At 63.8% G+C, this 15,684-nt stretch carries 16 protein-coding genes; 6 read left to right on the forward strand and 10 right to left on the reverse strand.

What is annotated here, in order from left to right; translation table 11 throughout:
• Positions 1-49 precede the first annotated feature (49 nt).
• Complete coding sequence (hutU, locus tag CQ012_RS08885) at positions 50-1,726, forward strand: urocanate hydratase (protein WP_105661944.1); 1,677 nt, start codon at positions 50-52, stop codon at positions 1,724-1,726.
• A 78-nt stretch (positions 1,727-1,804) separates the two neighbouring features.
• On the opposite strand, the gene CQ012_RS08890 is transcribed toward hutU, so the two are convergent.
• On the reverse strand, positions 1,805-2,314 hold the full coding sequence (locus CQ012_RS08890) for a Dps family protein (protein WP_105661945.1): 510 nt from the start codon (positions 2,312-2,314) through the stop codon (positions 1,805-1,807).
• A gap of 379 nt (positions 2,315-2,693) precedes the next feature.
• Here CQ012_RS08890 and CQ012_RS08900 point away from each other — a divergent pair, with 379 nt between their 5' ends.
• The 4 genes from CQ012_RS08900 (at position 2,694) to panD (ending at position 6,143) form a co-directional block, all read left to right on the forward strand.
• Complete coding sequence (locus tag CQ012_RS08900) at positions 2,694-3,047, forward strand: hypothetical protein (RefSeq protein ID WP_105661947.1); 354 nt, start codon at positions 2,694-2,696, stop codon at positions 3,045-3,047.
• Positions 3,048-3,326: 279 nt separating this feature from the next.
• A complete protein-coding gene (locus CQ012_RS08905) occupies positions 3,327-3,899 on the forward strand; it encodes a DUF3060 domain-containing protein (RefSeq protein WP_181149046.1) in 573 nt (190 codons plus the stop codon).
• Between the two features lie 169 nt (positions 3,900-4,068).
• Positions 4,069-5,610, forward strand: coding sequence for a histidine ammonia-lyase (gene hutH, locus CQ012_RS08910; RefSeq protein ID WP_105661949.1), 1,542 nt, complete (start codon positions 4,069-4,071; stop codon positions 5,608-5,610).
• A 110-nt stretch (positions 5,611-5,720) separates the two neighbouring features.
• Positions 5,721-6,143 (forward strand): aspartate 1-decarboxylase, encoded by a 423-nt coding sequence (panD, locus tag CQ012_RS08915; protein ID WP_105656340.1) that lies wholly within the window; start codon positions 5,721-5,723, stop codon positions 6,141-6,143.
• Positions 6,144-6,150: 7 nt separating this feature from the next.
• Here panD and CQ012_RS08920 read toward each other — a convergent pair whose 3' ends face one another.
• Together CQ012_RS08920 and CQ012_RS08925 are read right to left on the reverse strand one after the other, a co-directional pair.
• Complete coding sequence (locus tag CQ012_RS08920; RefSeq protein ID WP_105661950.1) at positions 6,151-8,607, reverse strand: excinuclease ABC subunit UvrA; 2,457 nt, start codon at positions 8,605-8,607, stop codon at positions 6,151-6,153.
• Positions 8,608-8,660: 53 nt separating this feature from the next.
• Positions 8,661-9,038, reverse strand: coding sequence for a hypothetical protein (locus tag CQ012_RS08925; protein ID WP_105661951.1), 378 nt, complete (start codon positions 9,036-9,038; stop codon positions 8,661-8,663).
• Positions 9,039-9,193: 155 nt separating this feature from the next.
• Between CQ012_RS08925 and CQ012_RS08930 the strand changes: the two genes are divergently transcribed.
• The gene (locus tag CQ012_RS08930; RefSeq protein WP_105656337.1) at positions 9,194-9,679 is read left to right on the forward strand and encodes a DUF6328 family protein; all 486 of its coding nucleotides are present in this window, start codon (positions 9,194-9,196) and stop codon (positions 9,677-9,679) included.
• Between the two features lie 12 nt (positions 9,680-9,691).
• Here the strand turns inward: CQ012_RS08930 and CQ012_RS08935 are convergent, their stop codons facing one another.
• The 7 genes from CQ012_RS08935 to CQ012_RS08965 all read right to left on the reverse strand — a co-directional run bounded on the left by CQ012_RS08935 (position 9,692) and on the right by CQ012_RS08965 (position 15,684).
• Positions 9,692-10,492: an oxygenase MpaB family protein gene (locus CQ012_RS08935; protein WP_105661952.1), complete on the reverse strand. Its 801-nt coding sequence runs from the start codon at positions 10,490-10,492 to the stop codon at positions 9,692-9,694.
• Positions 10,493-10,555: 63 nt separating this feature from the next.
• Positions 10,556-10,747: a TRADD-N-associated membrane domain-containing protein gene (locus CQ012_RS08940; protein WP_105661953.1), complete on the reverse strand. Its 192-nt coding sequence runs from the start codon at positions 10,745-10,747 to the stop codon at positions 10,556-10,558.
• 53 nt (positions 10,748-10,800) lie between these two features.
• On the reverse strand, positions 10,801-11,184 hold the full coding sequence (gene rbsD, locus CQ012_RS08945) for a D-ribose pyranase (RefSeq protein WP_105661954.1): 384 nt from the start codon (positions 11,182-11,184) through the stop codon (positions 10,801-10,803).
• A gap of 34 nt (positions 11,185-11,218) precedes the next feature.
• Positions 11,219-12,142, reverse strand: a complete 924-nt coding sequence (locus CQ012_RS08950) for a ribokinase (protein ID WP_105661955.1) — start codon at positions 12,140-12,142, stop codon at positions 11,219-11,221.
• A gap of 74 nt (positions 12,143-12,216) precedes the next feature.
• A complete protein-coding gene (locus CQ012_RS08955; protein ID WP_105661956.1) occupies positions 12,217-13,152 on the reverse strand; it encodes a substrate-binding domain-containing protein in 936 nt (311 codons plus the stop codon).
• A gap of 49 nt (positions 13,153-13,201) precedes the next feature.
• Positions 13,202-14,170 (reverse strand): ABC transporter permease, encoded by a 969-nt coding sequence (locus CQ012_RS08960; RefSeq protein WP_105661957.1) that lies wholly within the window; start codon positions 14,168-14,170, stop codon positions 13,202-13,204.
• Entirely contained in the window at positions 14,170-15,684 is a 1,515-nt protein-coding gene (locus CQ012_RS08965) for a sugar ABC transporter ATP-binding protein (protein WP_105661958.1), read from the reverse strand. Before CQ012_RS08965 ends, CQ012_RS08960 begins: the two co-directional genes overlap by 1 nt.

Consider the following 15,684-nt stretch of genomic DNA (forward strand, 5'->3'; position numbering starts at 1 on the left):
ATAGCCAATGATGGAATCAGTTAGCTACGTTACATCGTAAGGAATTGCCATGAGCCACGAACCACGTGTTGTCCGCGCCCCGCGCGGTACCGAACTGACCGCCAAGTCCTGGGCCACCGAAGCCCCATTGCGCATGCTGATGAACAACTTGGATCCGGAAGTTGCCGAACGCCCCGAGGATCTCGTGGTCTACGGCGGCACCGGCAAGGCAGCCCGCTCATGGGAGGCATTCGACGCGATCGTCCAGACGCTCAAGGACCTGGAAGAGAACGAGACGCTGCTGGTGCAGTCCGGCAAGCCGGTCGGCGTCTTCAAGACCAACAAGTGGGCACCACGGGTGCTGATTGCCAACTCCAACCTCGTTGGCGACTGGGCCAATTGGGAGCACTTCCGCAAGCTCGAAGCCGAAGGCCTGATGATGTACGGCCAGATGACCGCCGGTTCGTGGATCTACATCGGCACCCAGGGCATCTTGCAGGGCACCTACGAAACCTTCGCCGCGATCGCCGAGAAGCGCTTCAAGGGCTCGCTGGCCGGAACCCTGACCTTGACCGGTGGCTGCGGCGGCATGGGCGGCGCCCAGCCGCTGGCCGTGACCCTCAACGGCGGTGCCGTGCTGATCGTTGACGTGGATGAAACCCGACTGCGCCGCCGTGCCTCCAAGCGCTACCTCGATGAGGTCGAGCTGGATCTGGACAAGGCGCTGGGCAAAGTCCTGGCAGCCAAGTCCGAAGGCCGCCCGCTGTCGGTGGGCTACGTCGGCAACGCCGCCGAGGTCTTCCCGGCGCTGCTCAAGCGCCACGAAGCTGGAGAATTCTCCTTCGACATCGTCACCGACCAGACCAGTGCCCACGATCCGCTCAGCTACCTGCCGGTGGAATACACCATGGACCAATGGCACGCCGAAGCCGAAGCCGATCCGGCCGGCTTCACCAAGAAAGCCCAGGCCGCCATGGCCGCGCAGGTCGAGGCGATGGTGGGATTCCAGGACGCCGGCGCGGAGGTCTTCGACTACGGCAACTCGATCCGCGACGAGGCACGCAAGGGCGGTTTCACCCGCGCCTTCGAATTCCCGGGCTTCGTCCCGGCCTACATCCGTCCGCTGTTCTGCGAAGGCCTGGGCCCGTTCCGCTGGGTAGCGCTGTCCGGGGATCCCGAGGACATCAAGGTCACCGACCAGGCGCTGAAGGACCTGTTCCCGGAAAACCAGCACCTGCATCGCTGGCTGGATGCCGCACAGAAGCACGTGGAGTTCGAGGGCCTGCCGGCGCGCATCTGCTGGCTGGGCTACGGCGAGCGCCACAAGGCCGGCTTGCTGTTCAACCAGCTGGTCGCCGAAGGCAAGGTCTCTGCACCTATCGTGATCGGCCGCGACCATCTGGATTCGGGTTCGGTAGCTTCGCCGTACCGCGAGACCGAGGCCATGAAGGATGGCACCGATGCCGTGGCCGACTGGCCGCTGCTGAACGCCTTGACCGCAACCAGTTCGGGTGCCACCTGGGTTTCGATCCACCATGGCGGTGGCGTGGGCATGGGCCGTTCCATCCACGCCGGCCAGGTCTCCTTGGCTGACGGCAGCGAAATGGCCGCCGCGAAGCTGGAGGCACTGCTGACCAATGACCCGGGCATGGGCGTCATCCGCCACGTCGATGCCGGATACGAACGCGCCGCCGAAGTTGCCGCTGAGCGCGGCGTGCGCATCCCGATGGCCGCACAGGAGAAGTAGGACGCGCACATAGCCTGAGGCACCACTGTTTGTGGTGCCTCAGGCTATTTATTCAATTCCAGGACCGCGCGGCCCGGTTTACGGCTTGCGGGTTTCCGCGCTGATAAACCAGGCTTGCTGCTCCAGATCCGCAATGTACTGGTGCAGGATATCGGCGGTGGTCGGATCCGCTTCATCCACCGGGTCATGGACCTCTCGCATGACTGCCACAGTGGTCTGCAGTGCCTTGACTACCATGTCCACTGCATTGGTGGTCAGGATTTCGGTATTCACGGGTTGTTCCAGCTTCGTGTACTTCGTGACCGTTGCTGCCAGCCCGTCCGGAGTGGCATGCAAAGCTCGCATCCGCTCGGCGATTTCATCCGAGCCGCGGCGCGCGATGTCAACGATTTCGTCGAGGTTCTGGTGCAGGTCGCGGAAGTTGGGACCAACGACGTTCCAGTGGATTTGCTTGCCCACCAATTGCAGGTCCAGCAGCTGGATCAGCACGGTCTGCAAGGACTCGCGCAGCACTTCCGGAGCCACGAACCCGTTTTCTGCGTTTTCGCGATCAGTTTTCTTTGCTGGAGTCTTCTTCGAATTAGCCAATGCTTCTCCTTACGTTGTCATGGACGCTTGGGGCAAGACCTTTCTCGGTGTCCCAGTCTGGACACTATCGATTTACCGGGCAGATTCCGACCGGATGGACAATTCTTTCGGAGAACGTTCAGCTTTCTCTTCGCGCCTGTTGAGCAATTCCAGAAGCCGCCATGGCAGCTGCGGAAAATCCTCCTTGTCCCTCGGGTTCCCGGGAATGGCGATTCCTTTAGCACGCAGTAGTGAATATTGGCCGAAGTCTCTGAACACCATGGGTATTGGCTTAACTGCGGGTTTCCAGCGGCTCTGAGCTTCCCCGAAATCCTTGAACCGGGCTTTTTCTACGCATAGCGTAGGGCAAGTCAGGAACCACCGACCCACGGAGGACAGCATGTCTGAGCAGGATGCAAACGAGCAGTTCGGGAACTTCGACAACAACGAATCTGAAGGCTTCGAAAGCCAGTCCAATTCAGATTTCGGATCAAATGACAATGGCGGATTCGAAAGCCAGCAGTCAGAACAGCAGTCCTATGGCGGTGGCGAAAGCCAGCAGTCAGAACAGCAGTCCTACGGCAGCGACAGCCAGTCCGGACAGCAGTCGGAGCAGCAGTCCTACGGCGATAGCAACGAATCCGGTGAGGAATCGTTTGGCGGCGAAAGCCAGTCCGGACAGCAGTCCGATGGCCAATCGTATGGAAACGATGAAAGCCAGTTTGGTTCCGAAGAGCGGAATGAAGGATTCTAGGAACCAAATAGCCCGGTAGGTTCGCCTGCCGGCTCAAATCGTGCCCCTTCTCCCCCTGGGCACTAGTAATCGCTTCACTGCTTGCACTGGGCAAGCGGTGAAGCGATTACTTTTGTCCCCGCACGGAATCGTCAGCAAATTGCATGGTTGCGTGCTCCCGGGGCACGAGAACTCATTCGTTCCTGAGCCGTTCGCGTTGGTCATTTATCGTCATTCAACGCAGAATGTATCTATACCGCGTGTCCAAATGCGCTGGCCGGTTCGATTGACAGGATGGTTATGTTCTCGAAAATTACCAAACGCCTCGCTGGGCCGCTGGCGGTTGGAATCCTTGCAGTCGCACTGGCAGGTTGCGTGAGCATCCAACCCTCCAGCGAAGAGACAAGCGCACCAGCAGAAGAAAGCATGGCACCGGAGAACGCCGGGCCTATCGAAGGCAGCGTCACCCCAAGCTCCAAAGCCCCAGAAGGCGCTTCTACTGGTACTCCCAATGTTCCGAAGGCACCTGCGGACAGCACCTTCCAGTCCGTCTATGATTTCCTCGATGCGCAAGCGACCGAAATCAGGTGCACGGGCGGCATGGATATCTCTGAAATGGGTCAAATGCTGAAGCTCATCGGCGATTGCCAGAACGTCACCGTCTCTGGTTCCGGAAACATGATCGTCGCTCCGCACATCAAGAATCTTGAGCTGGACGGCAGCGGTAATATCGCAGCGGTCAAGAACATCAAGCACGTAACCTTTAGCGGCATCGGCAATTCTGCCGCATCCCTTAACGAGAACGCCAAGGTCACGGACAACGGCTCGTCCAACAAATTTGGCGAGGAAGCCTTCGAAGGCATCACCTTCTGAAACCGGAACCCCTGAACGGGCCTCCAATTGGAGGTCCGTTCTTTTCTCCCTCCAGGGCACTGTCTGGCATTTCGGACAGATGACCCGAATATCAGTGCCGTGCAAACTCGTTCTGCCGAACAATGGAGATTAGAGACCTCATTGCAGCGTAGAGAACGGATTGAAAATCATGGCTACTTCCCCGCACGTAACCCTGGACCTAGCTGGCGCCACCGCCGATGACGTGATTGCGGTAGCCCGGCACAACGCGCAGATTAGCCTCGCGCCTCAGGTTCTTGAAGAACTGGCAGCAGTCCGCGCACACATTGATGCCCTGGCTTCAGCCGACACCCCGGTCTATGGCATTTCCACCGGGTTCGGCGCCCTGGCAACGCGCCACATCGCTCCCGAGGACCGCGCTAAACTGCAGCGTTCGCTGATCCGCTCGCATGCAGCCGGCATGGGCGACCCAGTTGAGCGCGAAGTGGTGCGCGCGCTGATGTTCCTGCGCGCCAAGACCCTGGCCTCGGGCCGCACCGGCGTGCGCCCGGTAGTGCTGGAAACCATGGTTGGACTGCTTAATGCCGGCATCACCCCGGTGGTGCGTGAGTACGGTTCGCTGGGTTGCTCAGGAGACCTTGCTCCGCTCTCCCACTGCGCACTGGTCTTGATGGGCGAAGGCGAGGCCACTGACCGCGAAGGCGTGAAGCGCCCAGTGCCGGAGCTCTTTGCTGAAGCAGGACTGGAACCTGTCGAACTGGCGGAGAAGGAAGGCCTGGCGCTGGTCAACGGCACCGACGGCATGCTCGGCCAGCTGCTGATGGCACTGGCAGACCTGGAAGAGCTCGCAGACATTGCCGATGCCACCGCGGCCATGAGCGTCGAAGCCCAGCTGGGCACCGACCAGGTCTTCCGTGCTGAACTGCACGAACCGCTGCGCCCGCATCCGGGCCAGGGCCGCAGTGCTGCGAACATGTTCAGCTTCCTTTCGGGCTCCCCCATTGTCGCTTCGCACCGCGAAGGCGACGGCCGGGTGCAGGATGCCTACTCGCTGCGCTGCTCCCCGCAGGTTACCGGCGCAGTGCGCGACACCATCGCCCATGCCCGCCTGGTCGCCACCCGCGAATTGGCGGCAGCCATCGATAACCCTGTCGTGCTGCCATCGGGTGAAGTCACCTCCAACGGCAACTTCCACGGTGCTCCCGTGGCGTACGTCTTGGACTTCTTGGCCATTGCCGTAGCTGACCTGGGATCCATTGCAGAGCGCCGGACCGATCGCATGCTCGACCCGGCTCGTTCCCGCGACCTGCCAGCGTTCCTTGCCGATGACCCGGGCGTGGATTCGGGCATGATGATCGCCCAGTACACGCAGGCCGGACTGGTCGCGGAGAACAAGCGTTTGGCCGTACCGGCCAGCGTGGATTCCATCCCGTCATCAGCGATGCAGGAAGACCACGTTTCCCTAGGTTGGCACGCGGCGCGCAAATTGCGCACCTCGGTCGCCAACCTGCGCCGCATCCTGGCAATTGAAATGCTGATTGCCGGCCGAGCCCTGGATCTGCGCCAGCCATTGCAGCCTGGCCCGGCTACCCGCGCCGTATTGGAGCTGCTGCGCACCAAGGTTGCAGGCCCGGGCGAGGACCGTTTCCTCTCTGCCGAGCTGGAAGCTGCTTGCCAGTTGCTGGCCTCCGGGGAAGTGCATCGCGTGCTGGAAACCCATCTGCCAAAGTAGCCGTTCGCGGCCAACTGTGTGGGGTGCCGGACAATGCCCGGGCATCTGCGCGCAAGAGGCGTAAGCTTGGATACCGGGAAACCACTTACCTCGCGTGAAAGAATCGTCTAATGCAACGCACCATGTTCAAGTCCAAGATCCACCGGGCAACTGTCACCCAGGCAGACCTGCACTACGTAGGCTCGGTCACCGTTGACTCCGAGCTGCTCGAAGCCTCGGATATCCTGCCCGGCGAACTGGTCAGCATCGTAGACATCACCAACGGCGCCCGCCTGGAAACCTACACCATCGCCGGCGAGCCGGGCAGCGGGGTCATCGGCATCAATGGTGCGGCAGCGCATCTGGTGCACCCCGGCGACCTGGTCATCCTGATCAGCTATGCGCAGATGGAAGACGCCGAGGCTCGTGGCTATGTGCCGAGCGTGGTGCATGTGGATGCCGATAACAAGATCATCCACCTCGGCGATGATCCTGCCGAAGCGGTGGCCGACGGGGTGCAGACCCCGCCGCACGCACTGCTGAACAGCAAGTAGTCCAGCTTCACAAGGCCAGCCGGCGCGCAAGGTATTGCGCGGTTCTGCTGGCCTTGTCTTGCGCCACCGCCGTTGGGGTCCCCTCGGCAACGATGCGCCCGCCGCCATCCCCGCCGGCCGGCCCCAAATCGATCACCCAGTCGCTTGCGGCAACCACATCCATCTGGTGTTCCACCACGATGACGGTGTTGTCCTGGTCGACCAGCTGCTGCAGCTGCGATACCAGCAGCTGCACGTCGGCAGGGTGCAGTCCGGTGGTGGGCTCATCGAGAAGATAGAGCGTGTGCCCGCGGCGCTGGCGCTGGAGTTCGGTGGCCAGCTTGATGCGCTGGGCTTCGCCGCCGGACATTTCGGTAGCTGGCTGTCCCAGCTGCAGATACCCCAGTCCGACTTCGCGCAGGGTCGCCAGGGCCCGTGCCGCGGAAGGGATTCCGGAGAGGAATTCTTCGGCTTGGCTGACGTCCAGTTCCAGGATCTGGGCAATGTTCTTGCCCTGGTATTCGACGTCCAGGGTCTGCTGGTTGTACCGGGTTCCGCGGCATTCGGGACACGGCCCGTAGGTCCCTGGCAAGAAGAGCAGCTCGATTTCCAGGTAGCCTTCGCCCTGGCAGTTCTCGCACCGCCCGCCGGCAACGTTGAAGGAGAAGCGTCCGGCACTGTAGCCGCGTTGCCTGGACAGCGGCAGCTCGGAGAAAGCCTTGCGGACCGCATCGAACAGGCCCGTGTAGGTAGCGACATTGGATCTGGGCGTGCGCCCGATGGGTTTTTGATCCATGAGCACTACGCGGCTTAGCTGGTCTGCGCCGGTGACCTCGGCGATCACCGCGCGATCCGCCGTCGCTTCCGGATACTCCGGCCCGGCAAGCACCGGGCCGCCCGCAGCCTGGGCCAGGGCACCGCAGACCAGGCTGGACTTGCCCGATCCCGACACGCCGGTGACCGAACAGAAGACCCCCAGCGGGAACGCGGCGTCCACGTCGTCCAGGTTGTGCAGGTTCACCCCGCGCAGCTGCACCCATCCTTGGGCTTCGCGCGGCTCGCGGTGCGGCGCAGGCCCGGGATCGAGGAAGCGCCGGGTCACGGATTCCTGAATTCCGGACAGGCCGGAAACTTCTCCGCTGTAGAGCACCTGCCCGCCGTTGCTGCCCGCCCCGGGGCCGACATCGACAATCCATTGCGCACGGCTGACCACATCCATATTGTGCTCCACCACGAATACCGAGTTGCCTTCGGCCTTGAGCGCGTCGAGCACCTCGATCAGCGGCTGCACATCGGCCGGGTGTAGCCCGGCAGATGGCTCATCGAGCACGTAGATGACGCCGAACAGTCCCGCGCGCAGCTGGGTGGCGATGCGCAGGCGCTGCATTTCCCCCGGCGACAGCGTCGGGGTGGCGCGGTCCAGGCTCAGGTATCCCAGCCCGAGCTCGACCAGCACCTGGATTCGGCCCAGCAGGTCGGCGCTGATGATGCTCGCGACTTCGGCCTGCGCCTCTGCCTGGGCATCAGCCGCGAAGGGGCGCAAGAGCTCGGCCAGGGAGCTGAGCGGCTTGCCGTTGAATTCCGCGATATCCAGGCCGTCGAAGGTGACCTGTAGCGCATCGGGGCGCAATCCCGTCCCCGAGCACGCCGGGCAATCCTGCGAATGCATGAAAGCCAGCGCCTTGGACCGCAGGTTCTCGCTCTTCGAGGTCGCAACCGTGTGCCGGACGTAGCGTTCGGCACTCCAGAACCGGCCCTTGTACGGTTTGGCCACGCGATCCCGTTCCGGGGTGACTTCCACGACTGGCTGGTCTTCGGTGAACAGCAGCCACTTCCGTGTTTCCGCGGTCAGCTGCTGGAACGGAACGTCGATGTCGTAGCCCAGGTGCGTGGTGATGTCCCGCAGGTTCTTGCCCTGCCAGGCGCCGGGCCAAGCCGCAATCGCGCCGTCCCTGATGCTCAGGGAGGAATCCGGGACCAGCGATTCCTCGCTGACCGAATGCACCGTTCCCGCACCGTGGCATTGCGCGCAGGCGCCGGCCGCGGTGTTGGTGGAAAAGGCATCCGAATCCAGCCTCGCCGCACCCTGGGGGTAGGTTCCTGCGCGGGAGAACAGCATGCGCACGGAGTTGGACAGCGTAGTCAGGGTCCCGACGGTGGAACGGGAACTGGCAGCACCACGCCGTTGCTGCAGGGCCACGGCCGGTGGCAGCCCGGAGATGAATTCCACCTTGGGCGTGTGCCCCTGGGCAATCAGCCGCCGCGCGTAGGGAGCCACCGATTCCAGGAATCGGCGCTGGGATTCAGCGAAGATGGTTCCGAAGGCCAGGGAAGATTTCCCGGAACCGGAGACCCCGGTGAAGGCGACAATGGCATCGCGCGGAATGCGCACTTCGACATTGTCCAGGTTGTTCTCGTTGGCACCCCGCACATGGATGAATCCGTCATGGTCGGCAGGTGCCCGGAAGGATGCAAAGCTCTTCATCTTTCCCACACTATGCGCCTGCACGGGGCGAACTCAATTCGCACCTCGCGCGCTCACCCTTCGGATTGGCAGGCCGCGTCGGGGCATCCTTGCCAGGTCTTCGAGAAGTATCCGACGATATCGGTACTGTGTTCCCACGGGTAGATTTCATCGACCTTCCCGCGGATACGCATCGCTGCCTGCTCCACGGCCAGGTGGAAGAACCGGCAGACCTGTGAGTAGTGCCAGAGATCCGCAATCAGCTCGGCCAGCTGTCCATGGGCCAGCGGCCGGCCGGGTCCAAATCCTGCTGCCGCCATAGCCTGGAGCACGATCTCCTCCGTGAGTTCATGGCCTTTGCCGCAATCGCACCAGGCCAGGCCCTGGCTGGGCATCGACCACACATCAATGCTGCTCCCGGCGGCGCCATCAGGTTCCATCTGCTCCTCCATCATCGAATTCTGCTTGGCTCCCGAATGTACCGGCCGCGACCTACAGTTTGGCCCGGCGGGCCGGCAGGCTCTTGCCTGCACCGGCATTGCTTGGCATAGTCGTTTGAGCCGGCGGGGTTCAACCAGCTGGCGGATTGAGGCCGAGGAGAACAGTGATGATCAAGCGTTCCCACCCCGATACCAGCGATGGCGCACCACACCGGCAGTGGAACGAGCTGCTGCAGGAAATGCGGGTGATGCAAACTGGTGTGCAGATCCTGGCTGCTTTCCTGGTGGTTTTGCCCTTCCAGGCGAGGTTCGAGATGCTCAGCCGAACCGACGAGGTGGTCTACATCATCTTGCTGGTGGCGGCCACTGTGCTGATTCTGCTGCTGATCACCCCCGTGGCCGTGCACCGGTATCTCTTCGGGCAGCGGCTCAAAGAGCAGACGGTCAGCTTGGGCCACGCCATCGTGAAGATCGTGGGCATCGGCGTGGGGCTGCTGGTCTCGGGTTGCGTCTGGTTTGTGCTGCAGGTGCTCTTCGGCTGGCAAATCGGGGCCTGGATCGGAGGGCCGCTGATCCTGGTGGCCTTGTTCCTGCTGGTGGCGCTGCCGCGGATCCTGATCCGGGTTGGACCAGAGAACGGCTCGGGGCACTAGGCTTCGGGCCGGCTAGGCCATCTTGTCGACGCGGCGCAATATCAGCCGCATCGGGGCATGCCTGAGGACTCGCGGCAGCAGCCGCGTGGCGGCCCTGGCGACGGCGATGACGCGGGCGTTGCGCCTCGCGGCTTTCCCGGTGAGGCGATAGCCGAAGCCCTCGCGCACCGGGGCCGGCAGCTGGGCGATGGTCACGTCGCGCATCAGCGGCATGCCGATCCGGACCCACCATGGGGCATTGCGTGCTTCGAAAAGTTCGCGGGCCAGCGCCCGGGTCCGGTCGGTGACTTCCAGCTCCGCTTGATTCTGTGCAAAGTACTGCTCAAAGCCGCCGAGGTCCTGCGGCCAGTAGTCGACCGGCATCTGCAAGGCCTCACCGAGCCGTGCGTACTGCAGGTAGAGCTCTTCCTGGTCTGCCTCGTTTTCATCCAGGATCTGGCCGGCAATTACGCGGGCCGAATCATAGAGCGTGGCCGCCACCCACAACTGCAGCCTGGGATCCAGCGCAGAATACGCGGGCCTGCCCTCGTCACGTGTTGCGCGAATGGGCCGGTGCGCCGCGTCCACATGGGCGATGATCTTGCGCTGCTGTTCTGCTGTGCCATTGCTCAATGCATAGATATAGCCGAGGGTATGAATCAGCCGGCTGAGCGGGTTGGCGGCGAAATCAGAGTGCTCGGCAATGGCCCGGCCAATCTGCGGGTGGGCCAGCTGAAGCAAGATGGCTCGGCCCGCTCCGAGCAGCAGCCCGGCTTCCGGCGCGATGCGGGAGAAGGGCTCGCCGTTCTCTGCGGCCAGGTTCCTTTGCGTCATGACCCCAATTCTAGGCAGTCGGCTAGCCCAAGGTCATTGGCGCCGATGGCTGCAGGAAGTCGCTCAGGATTCTTGCGTCGCACCCTTCTTCAGCAGGACAACGACGGAAGCTGCGGCCATGAACACGGTTCCCGCGATCACCGCAATGCTCTGGGGCGTCTGGCCCGGGTCGCTGGACAACGCCGGCACGGTGAGAATCAGGACGGCCGCCCCCAGCACCATGAGGGCAAAAGCTGCATAGAACATCTTCTTCACTGCGTCTCTCCTCGGGTAGCGCGCTGCCGCGAAACAGCTGCGGCATCCGGTGCCTAGAATGCTACCCCACAGTGCAGGATCGCGTTGGCGTAGGGGGTAGCTTCCCCCGTGCGCACAATGACCTTGGCCTGGGGCAGTTGGGCTTTCAGCTCTTCGTGGGTGAGGAAGTCCGGGTCCAGGCCCTTGGCCAGGCACAGTTCCTGGACCGGGCCGTTCTCGGCTTCGGCCGCCAGGGTGCTGTTCTCGATCACCATGTTCCGGGCCAGGACCTCGAGCACCTGATCGAAGCTGGGCAGCCCCTGCACCAAGGCCAGATCGATGACCAGTGGGCCTTCGGGCAGCGGCAGGCCGCAGTCCGCTATCACCACGGTGTCGGTATGCCCGCACTTGGCCAGGGCGGCCAGCAGCGGGGCATTGAGAATTTCGGATTTCAGCACAGCGGCTTCCTTAGGTCTTGCTCGAAAAGGGGTCTCAGAGGTTCTGCAGGGAACGCGGGTAGGAAGCTTGGGCTCCGTGCGCCTGCACCGTCAGCGCGGCGAACTTGCCGGCGAATTCTGCGGCCTGCGCCAGGTCATCGCCCTTGGCCAGGCGGGCAGCCACCGCACCGGTGAATGCGTCGCCGGCACCGGTGGTGTCCACGGCCTTGACCTTCACGGCGGGCAGCGCGCGAACCTGGACCCCGCCGTTCTCCCCTGGGAACCGGTCGGCAACCAGGCAGCCATTGGCGCCGAGGGTGATGACCACGCTGGCGATGCCCTCGTCGACCAGCATCCCGGCCAGGCGCTCGTACTTGCCGTCGAACCGGCGAGCCGGGTGCGGGTTCAGCTGCTGGAGCACGGCTTCGGCCTCATGCTCGTTGACCACCAGCGGGTTGGCCTTGAGCAGGTACTCGCGGTCCAGTTCGATCACCGGCGCCAGGTTGAGCACGATGCGCTGTGTGGCAGCATCCATGGCGGCCTTGATGCCCGAGGCAGGAATCTCGCCCTGCAGCACCAGGATGCCCTCGATGCCCCCGGCGCCCTGCACAGCCTCGCCGGAGACGGTCGAGTTGGCCCCGGAGACCACGGCAATGGAGTTCTCCGCGCCACGGTCCACCTGGATGATGGCTACGCCGGTCGGCTCGCTGGTGCGGGCCACGCGATCGAGCTTCACGCCGGCTTCCTCGAGCTGGCCCAGCGCGATTTCGGCGTGCGAGTCGTTGCCGACGGCGCCGATGAATTCAGTGGCGGCACCGGCCAGCGCGGCGGCCAGCGCCTGGTTGGCGCCCTTGCCGCCGGGCGAGAGCTGGTAGGAGTCTGCCAGCACGGTTTCACCCGGGCCGGGAAGGCGGGCCATCAGCGCGGTGATGTCCACGTTGCTAGAGCCCACAATGGTGACCTGGATGTCCTGCTGCATGCTATTTCCTCTGGTTCTCTCCACCCGGCGGCCGATGGGCGCCGGTGCACTGCTTGATTGCCGCTAAGGGCAGATTACTCGCCTGCGTAGTCGGCGACGTTCTTCTCGTCTACCGTGTCAACGGCGACCTGCACGTTGGCTTCGACTTCTTCGCCCTTGATGGCCTTGGCCAGGATCTGCACCGACTGCTTGCCCAGCTCGGCTGGGTTCTGGGCGATGGTGGCAACCAGGGTGCCATCCTGGACTGCCTTGAAGCCGTCGTCGGTGCCGTCGAAGCCGACTACCAACACGTCCTTGCCGGCCTTGTCGCCCAGTGCCTGGATGGCGCCCAGGGCCATTTCGTCGTTCATCGCCAGCACGCCAGCGGCATCCGGGTTGGCCTGCATCAGGTTGGTGACCACGTCCAGTGCTTCGGCTCGGTCGAAGTTGGCGGTCTGCGAGGAGACGACCTCGATGTCCTTGAACTCGGCCAGGCCCTTGTCGAAGCCTTCGCCGCGCTCGTTGGTTGCCGAGGCGCCTGGAACACCTTCCAGCACGATGATCTTGCCCTTGCCGCCCAGCGCCTCGCCCAGCGCCTTGGCAGCCTGCTCGCCGCCGGCAACGTTATCCGAAGCCACGAAGGAAGCGATCTTGGTCTCGCCCACCGCGCGGTCAACCGCAACGATCGGCAGGCCGGCCTCGGCCACCGGTTTCAGGCCGGCTTCAGCGGTTTCGGTATCCACGGCGTTGATGATCAGGCCGGCCGAGCCGTTGGTTGCCGCGGTTGCCAGCTGGTTGGCCTGGGTTGCGGAGTCGTTCTGCGCGTCGACGACGGACAGGTCGATGCCCTGCGCTTCGGCCTCGGCCTGGGCGCCGTCACGCAGGTCGACGAAGAACGGGTTGTTCAGGGTGGACACTGCCAAGGTGGCCGAGCCGGCCTCTGCTTCGGTGCCGCGGTTGCAGGCGGCCAGGCCGGCCACCAGGGCCAGTCCGACGCTGACGGCTGCGGTCTTGCGGATGATGTTCTTCATGGGGTTCTCCTTTGAACTTTTCTTGAATTGCTGGGTACGGAGGGAAAATCTAGTGCTTGACGTTCTTGCGGCGCAGCACGTCGAAGCCCACGGCGATCGCAATCACGGCGCCGATGACTACCTGCTGCCAGAAGGCGGAAACCGAAAGCAGGTTCAGCCCGTTGCGGATCACGGCCAGCACCAGGGCGCCGATCAGGGTGCCGGAGATGCGTCCCACGCCGCCGGAGAGCGATGCGCCGCCGATGACCACGGCCGCGATGGCATCCAGCTCGTAGCCCGAAGCCAGGGTCGGCTGGGCAGAATCCAGGCGCCCGGCCAGGATCATGCCGGACAAGGCCGCGAAGACGCCGGAGATGACGAAGACGGTGACCAGCACGCGCTTGACCGGGATGCCCGACAGGCGCGCGGCTTCGGTGTTGCCGCCCACGGCGAAGGCGTTCTTGCCGATGACGGTGCGGTTGAGCACGAAGGCGGCAAGCAGGCCGGAGACGACCAGGATCAGAATCGGCACCGGGATCGGGCCCAGGTCATCGCCCAGCCAGGACACCGAGGAGCTGGTGGAGATCGGCCGGCCATCGGAGATCACCAGGGTCAGCCCGCGCACCACGGTGAGCATCGCCAGCGAGGCGATGAAGGTGGGCAGCTTGCCGTAGGCGCTCATCGCACCAGTCACCCAGCCGCACAGTGCACCGACGGCCAGGCCGATCGGGATGGACAGGCCATCGGGCAGGCCGGCGGTGGTGATGGCATAGGAGGAGCCCATGGCCGAGAGCGCCGCGACCGAGCCGACCGAGAGGTCGATGCCGGCGGCGACGATCACGAAGGTCATGCCGAAGGCCATCACCGCGATGGTGGAGACCTGGATGCCGATGTTCATCAGGTTCGGTCCGGTCAGGAAGCGCGGGGTGGCGATGAACAGGGCCAGGCAAAGAATGACCAGGCCAACCAGGGCTCCGTTGTTGGCAAGGAATGCCTTGAAATCAAAGCCCTTCTTCGGGGCAGTAGCTACGCTGCTCATTACTTGGTTCCCATTTCTTCTTCGCGGTGCACATTGCTGACGGCCAGGGACATGATGGCGTCCTGGGTGGCTTCTTCGGTGGCCAGTTCCCCGGCGATGCGTCCCTGGCTCATGACCAGGACGCGGTCGGACATGCCCAGCACTTCGGGCAGTTCGCTGGAGGCCATCAACACGCAGCCTCCGGAGGCGGTGATCTCATTGATCAGTTCGTAGATTTCGACCTTCGCTCCCACGTCCACGCCGCGGGTCGGCTCGTCGAGCAGCAGCACCTTGGCCCCGGCGGTGAACCAGCGGCCGAACACGGCCTTCTGCTGGTTTCCGCCCGAGAGCGAGCGGATGGGCGCATCGATGCTGCCCATGCGGATGCGCAGGCGTTCGGCGACCTGCTGCGCGCGGGCCTTCTGGCCCTTGCGGTCCACCAGTCCGTTCTTGGCGGTGGCGGCCATGGTGGCGTAGCCGATGTTCTCGGCCACCGAGGCATCCAGCACCAGGCCCTGGGTCTTGCGGTCCTCGGGAACGTGCCCGATCCCAGCGCGGGTAGCTGCAGCGACGTCGAAGCTGGCCAGCTTCTTGCCGTTGACCGCCACGACGCCGCTGGCGTACTTGTCGGCTCCGGCGATGGCGCGGATCAGCTCGGTGCGCCCGGCACCCATCAGGCCGGCCAGGGCAACCACTTCGCCGGGGCGGACTTCCAGCGAGATGTCCTTGAGCATGCCCTCGCACAGGTTCTGCACGCTCAGCAGCGGCTTCTGGCCTGGCTCGGTGGCTACGCGCGGGAACTGGGCGTCGATGTCGCGGCCGACCATGAGCCGGACCAGCTCGTTCTCCTCGGTGTCCGCCGGCACGGTGGCAATGAATTTGCCATCGCGCAGCACGTTCACGAAGTCGCCGATTTCGGCAATCTCATCGAGGTGGTGGCTGATGAACACCATGCCCACCCCTTGTTGCTTCAAGGTGGCGACCACCGAGAACAGGTGCGCGATTTCGGCCTTGGTCAATGCCGCGGTGGGCTCATCGAGGATCAGCACGCGGGCGTCCAGGCTCAGCGCCTTGGCGATCTCCACGAGTTGCTGCTGGGCCAGGCCCAGCTGGCCCACCGGCGTATCGACATCCAGCGCCAGTCCGAGCTTGTCCATCGCTTCGCGGGCGATCTGGCGCATGGCGCGGCGGTTGATGATGCCGAATTTGCGCGGCACGCGGCCCAGGGTGATGTTCTCGGCGATGGTCATCGACGGGACCAGGTTCAGTTCCTGGTGGATGGTGGCGATGCCCAATGCCTCGGAGGCCTTGGTGTTGGGAATCTTCACGGCCTTGCCGTCCACCAGGATCCGGCCGGCGTCCGGCTCGTGCACGCCGGCGATCATCTTGATCAGCGTCGACTTGCCTGCGCCGTTCTCGCCGAGCAGCACCGAGACCTTGCCGGCATGCACCTCGACGGTGACCTCGTCGATCACCTGTACCGGGCCGAAGGACTTGCAGACCTTGTCCAGGACCAGCAGAGCGTCATTACTCAT

The organism is Arthrobacter sp. MYb214 (assembly GCF_002979865.1).
Lineage (GTDB): Bacteria > Actinomycetota > Actinomycetes > Actinomycetales > Micrococcaceae > Glutamicibacter.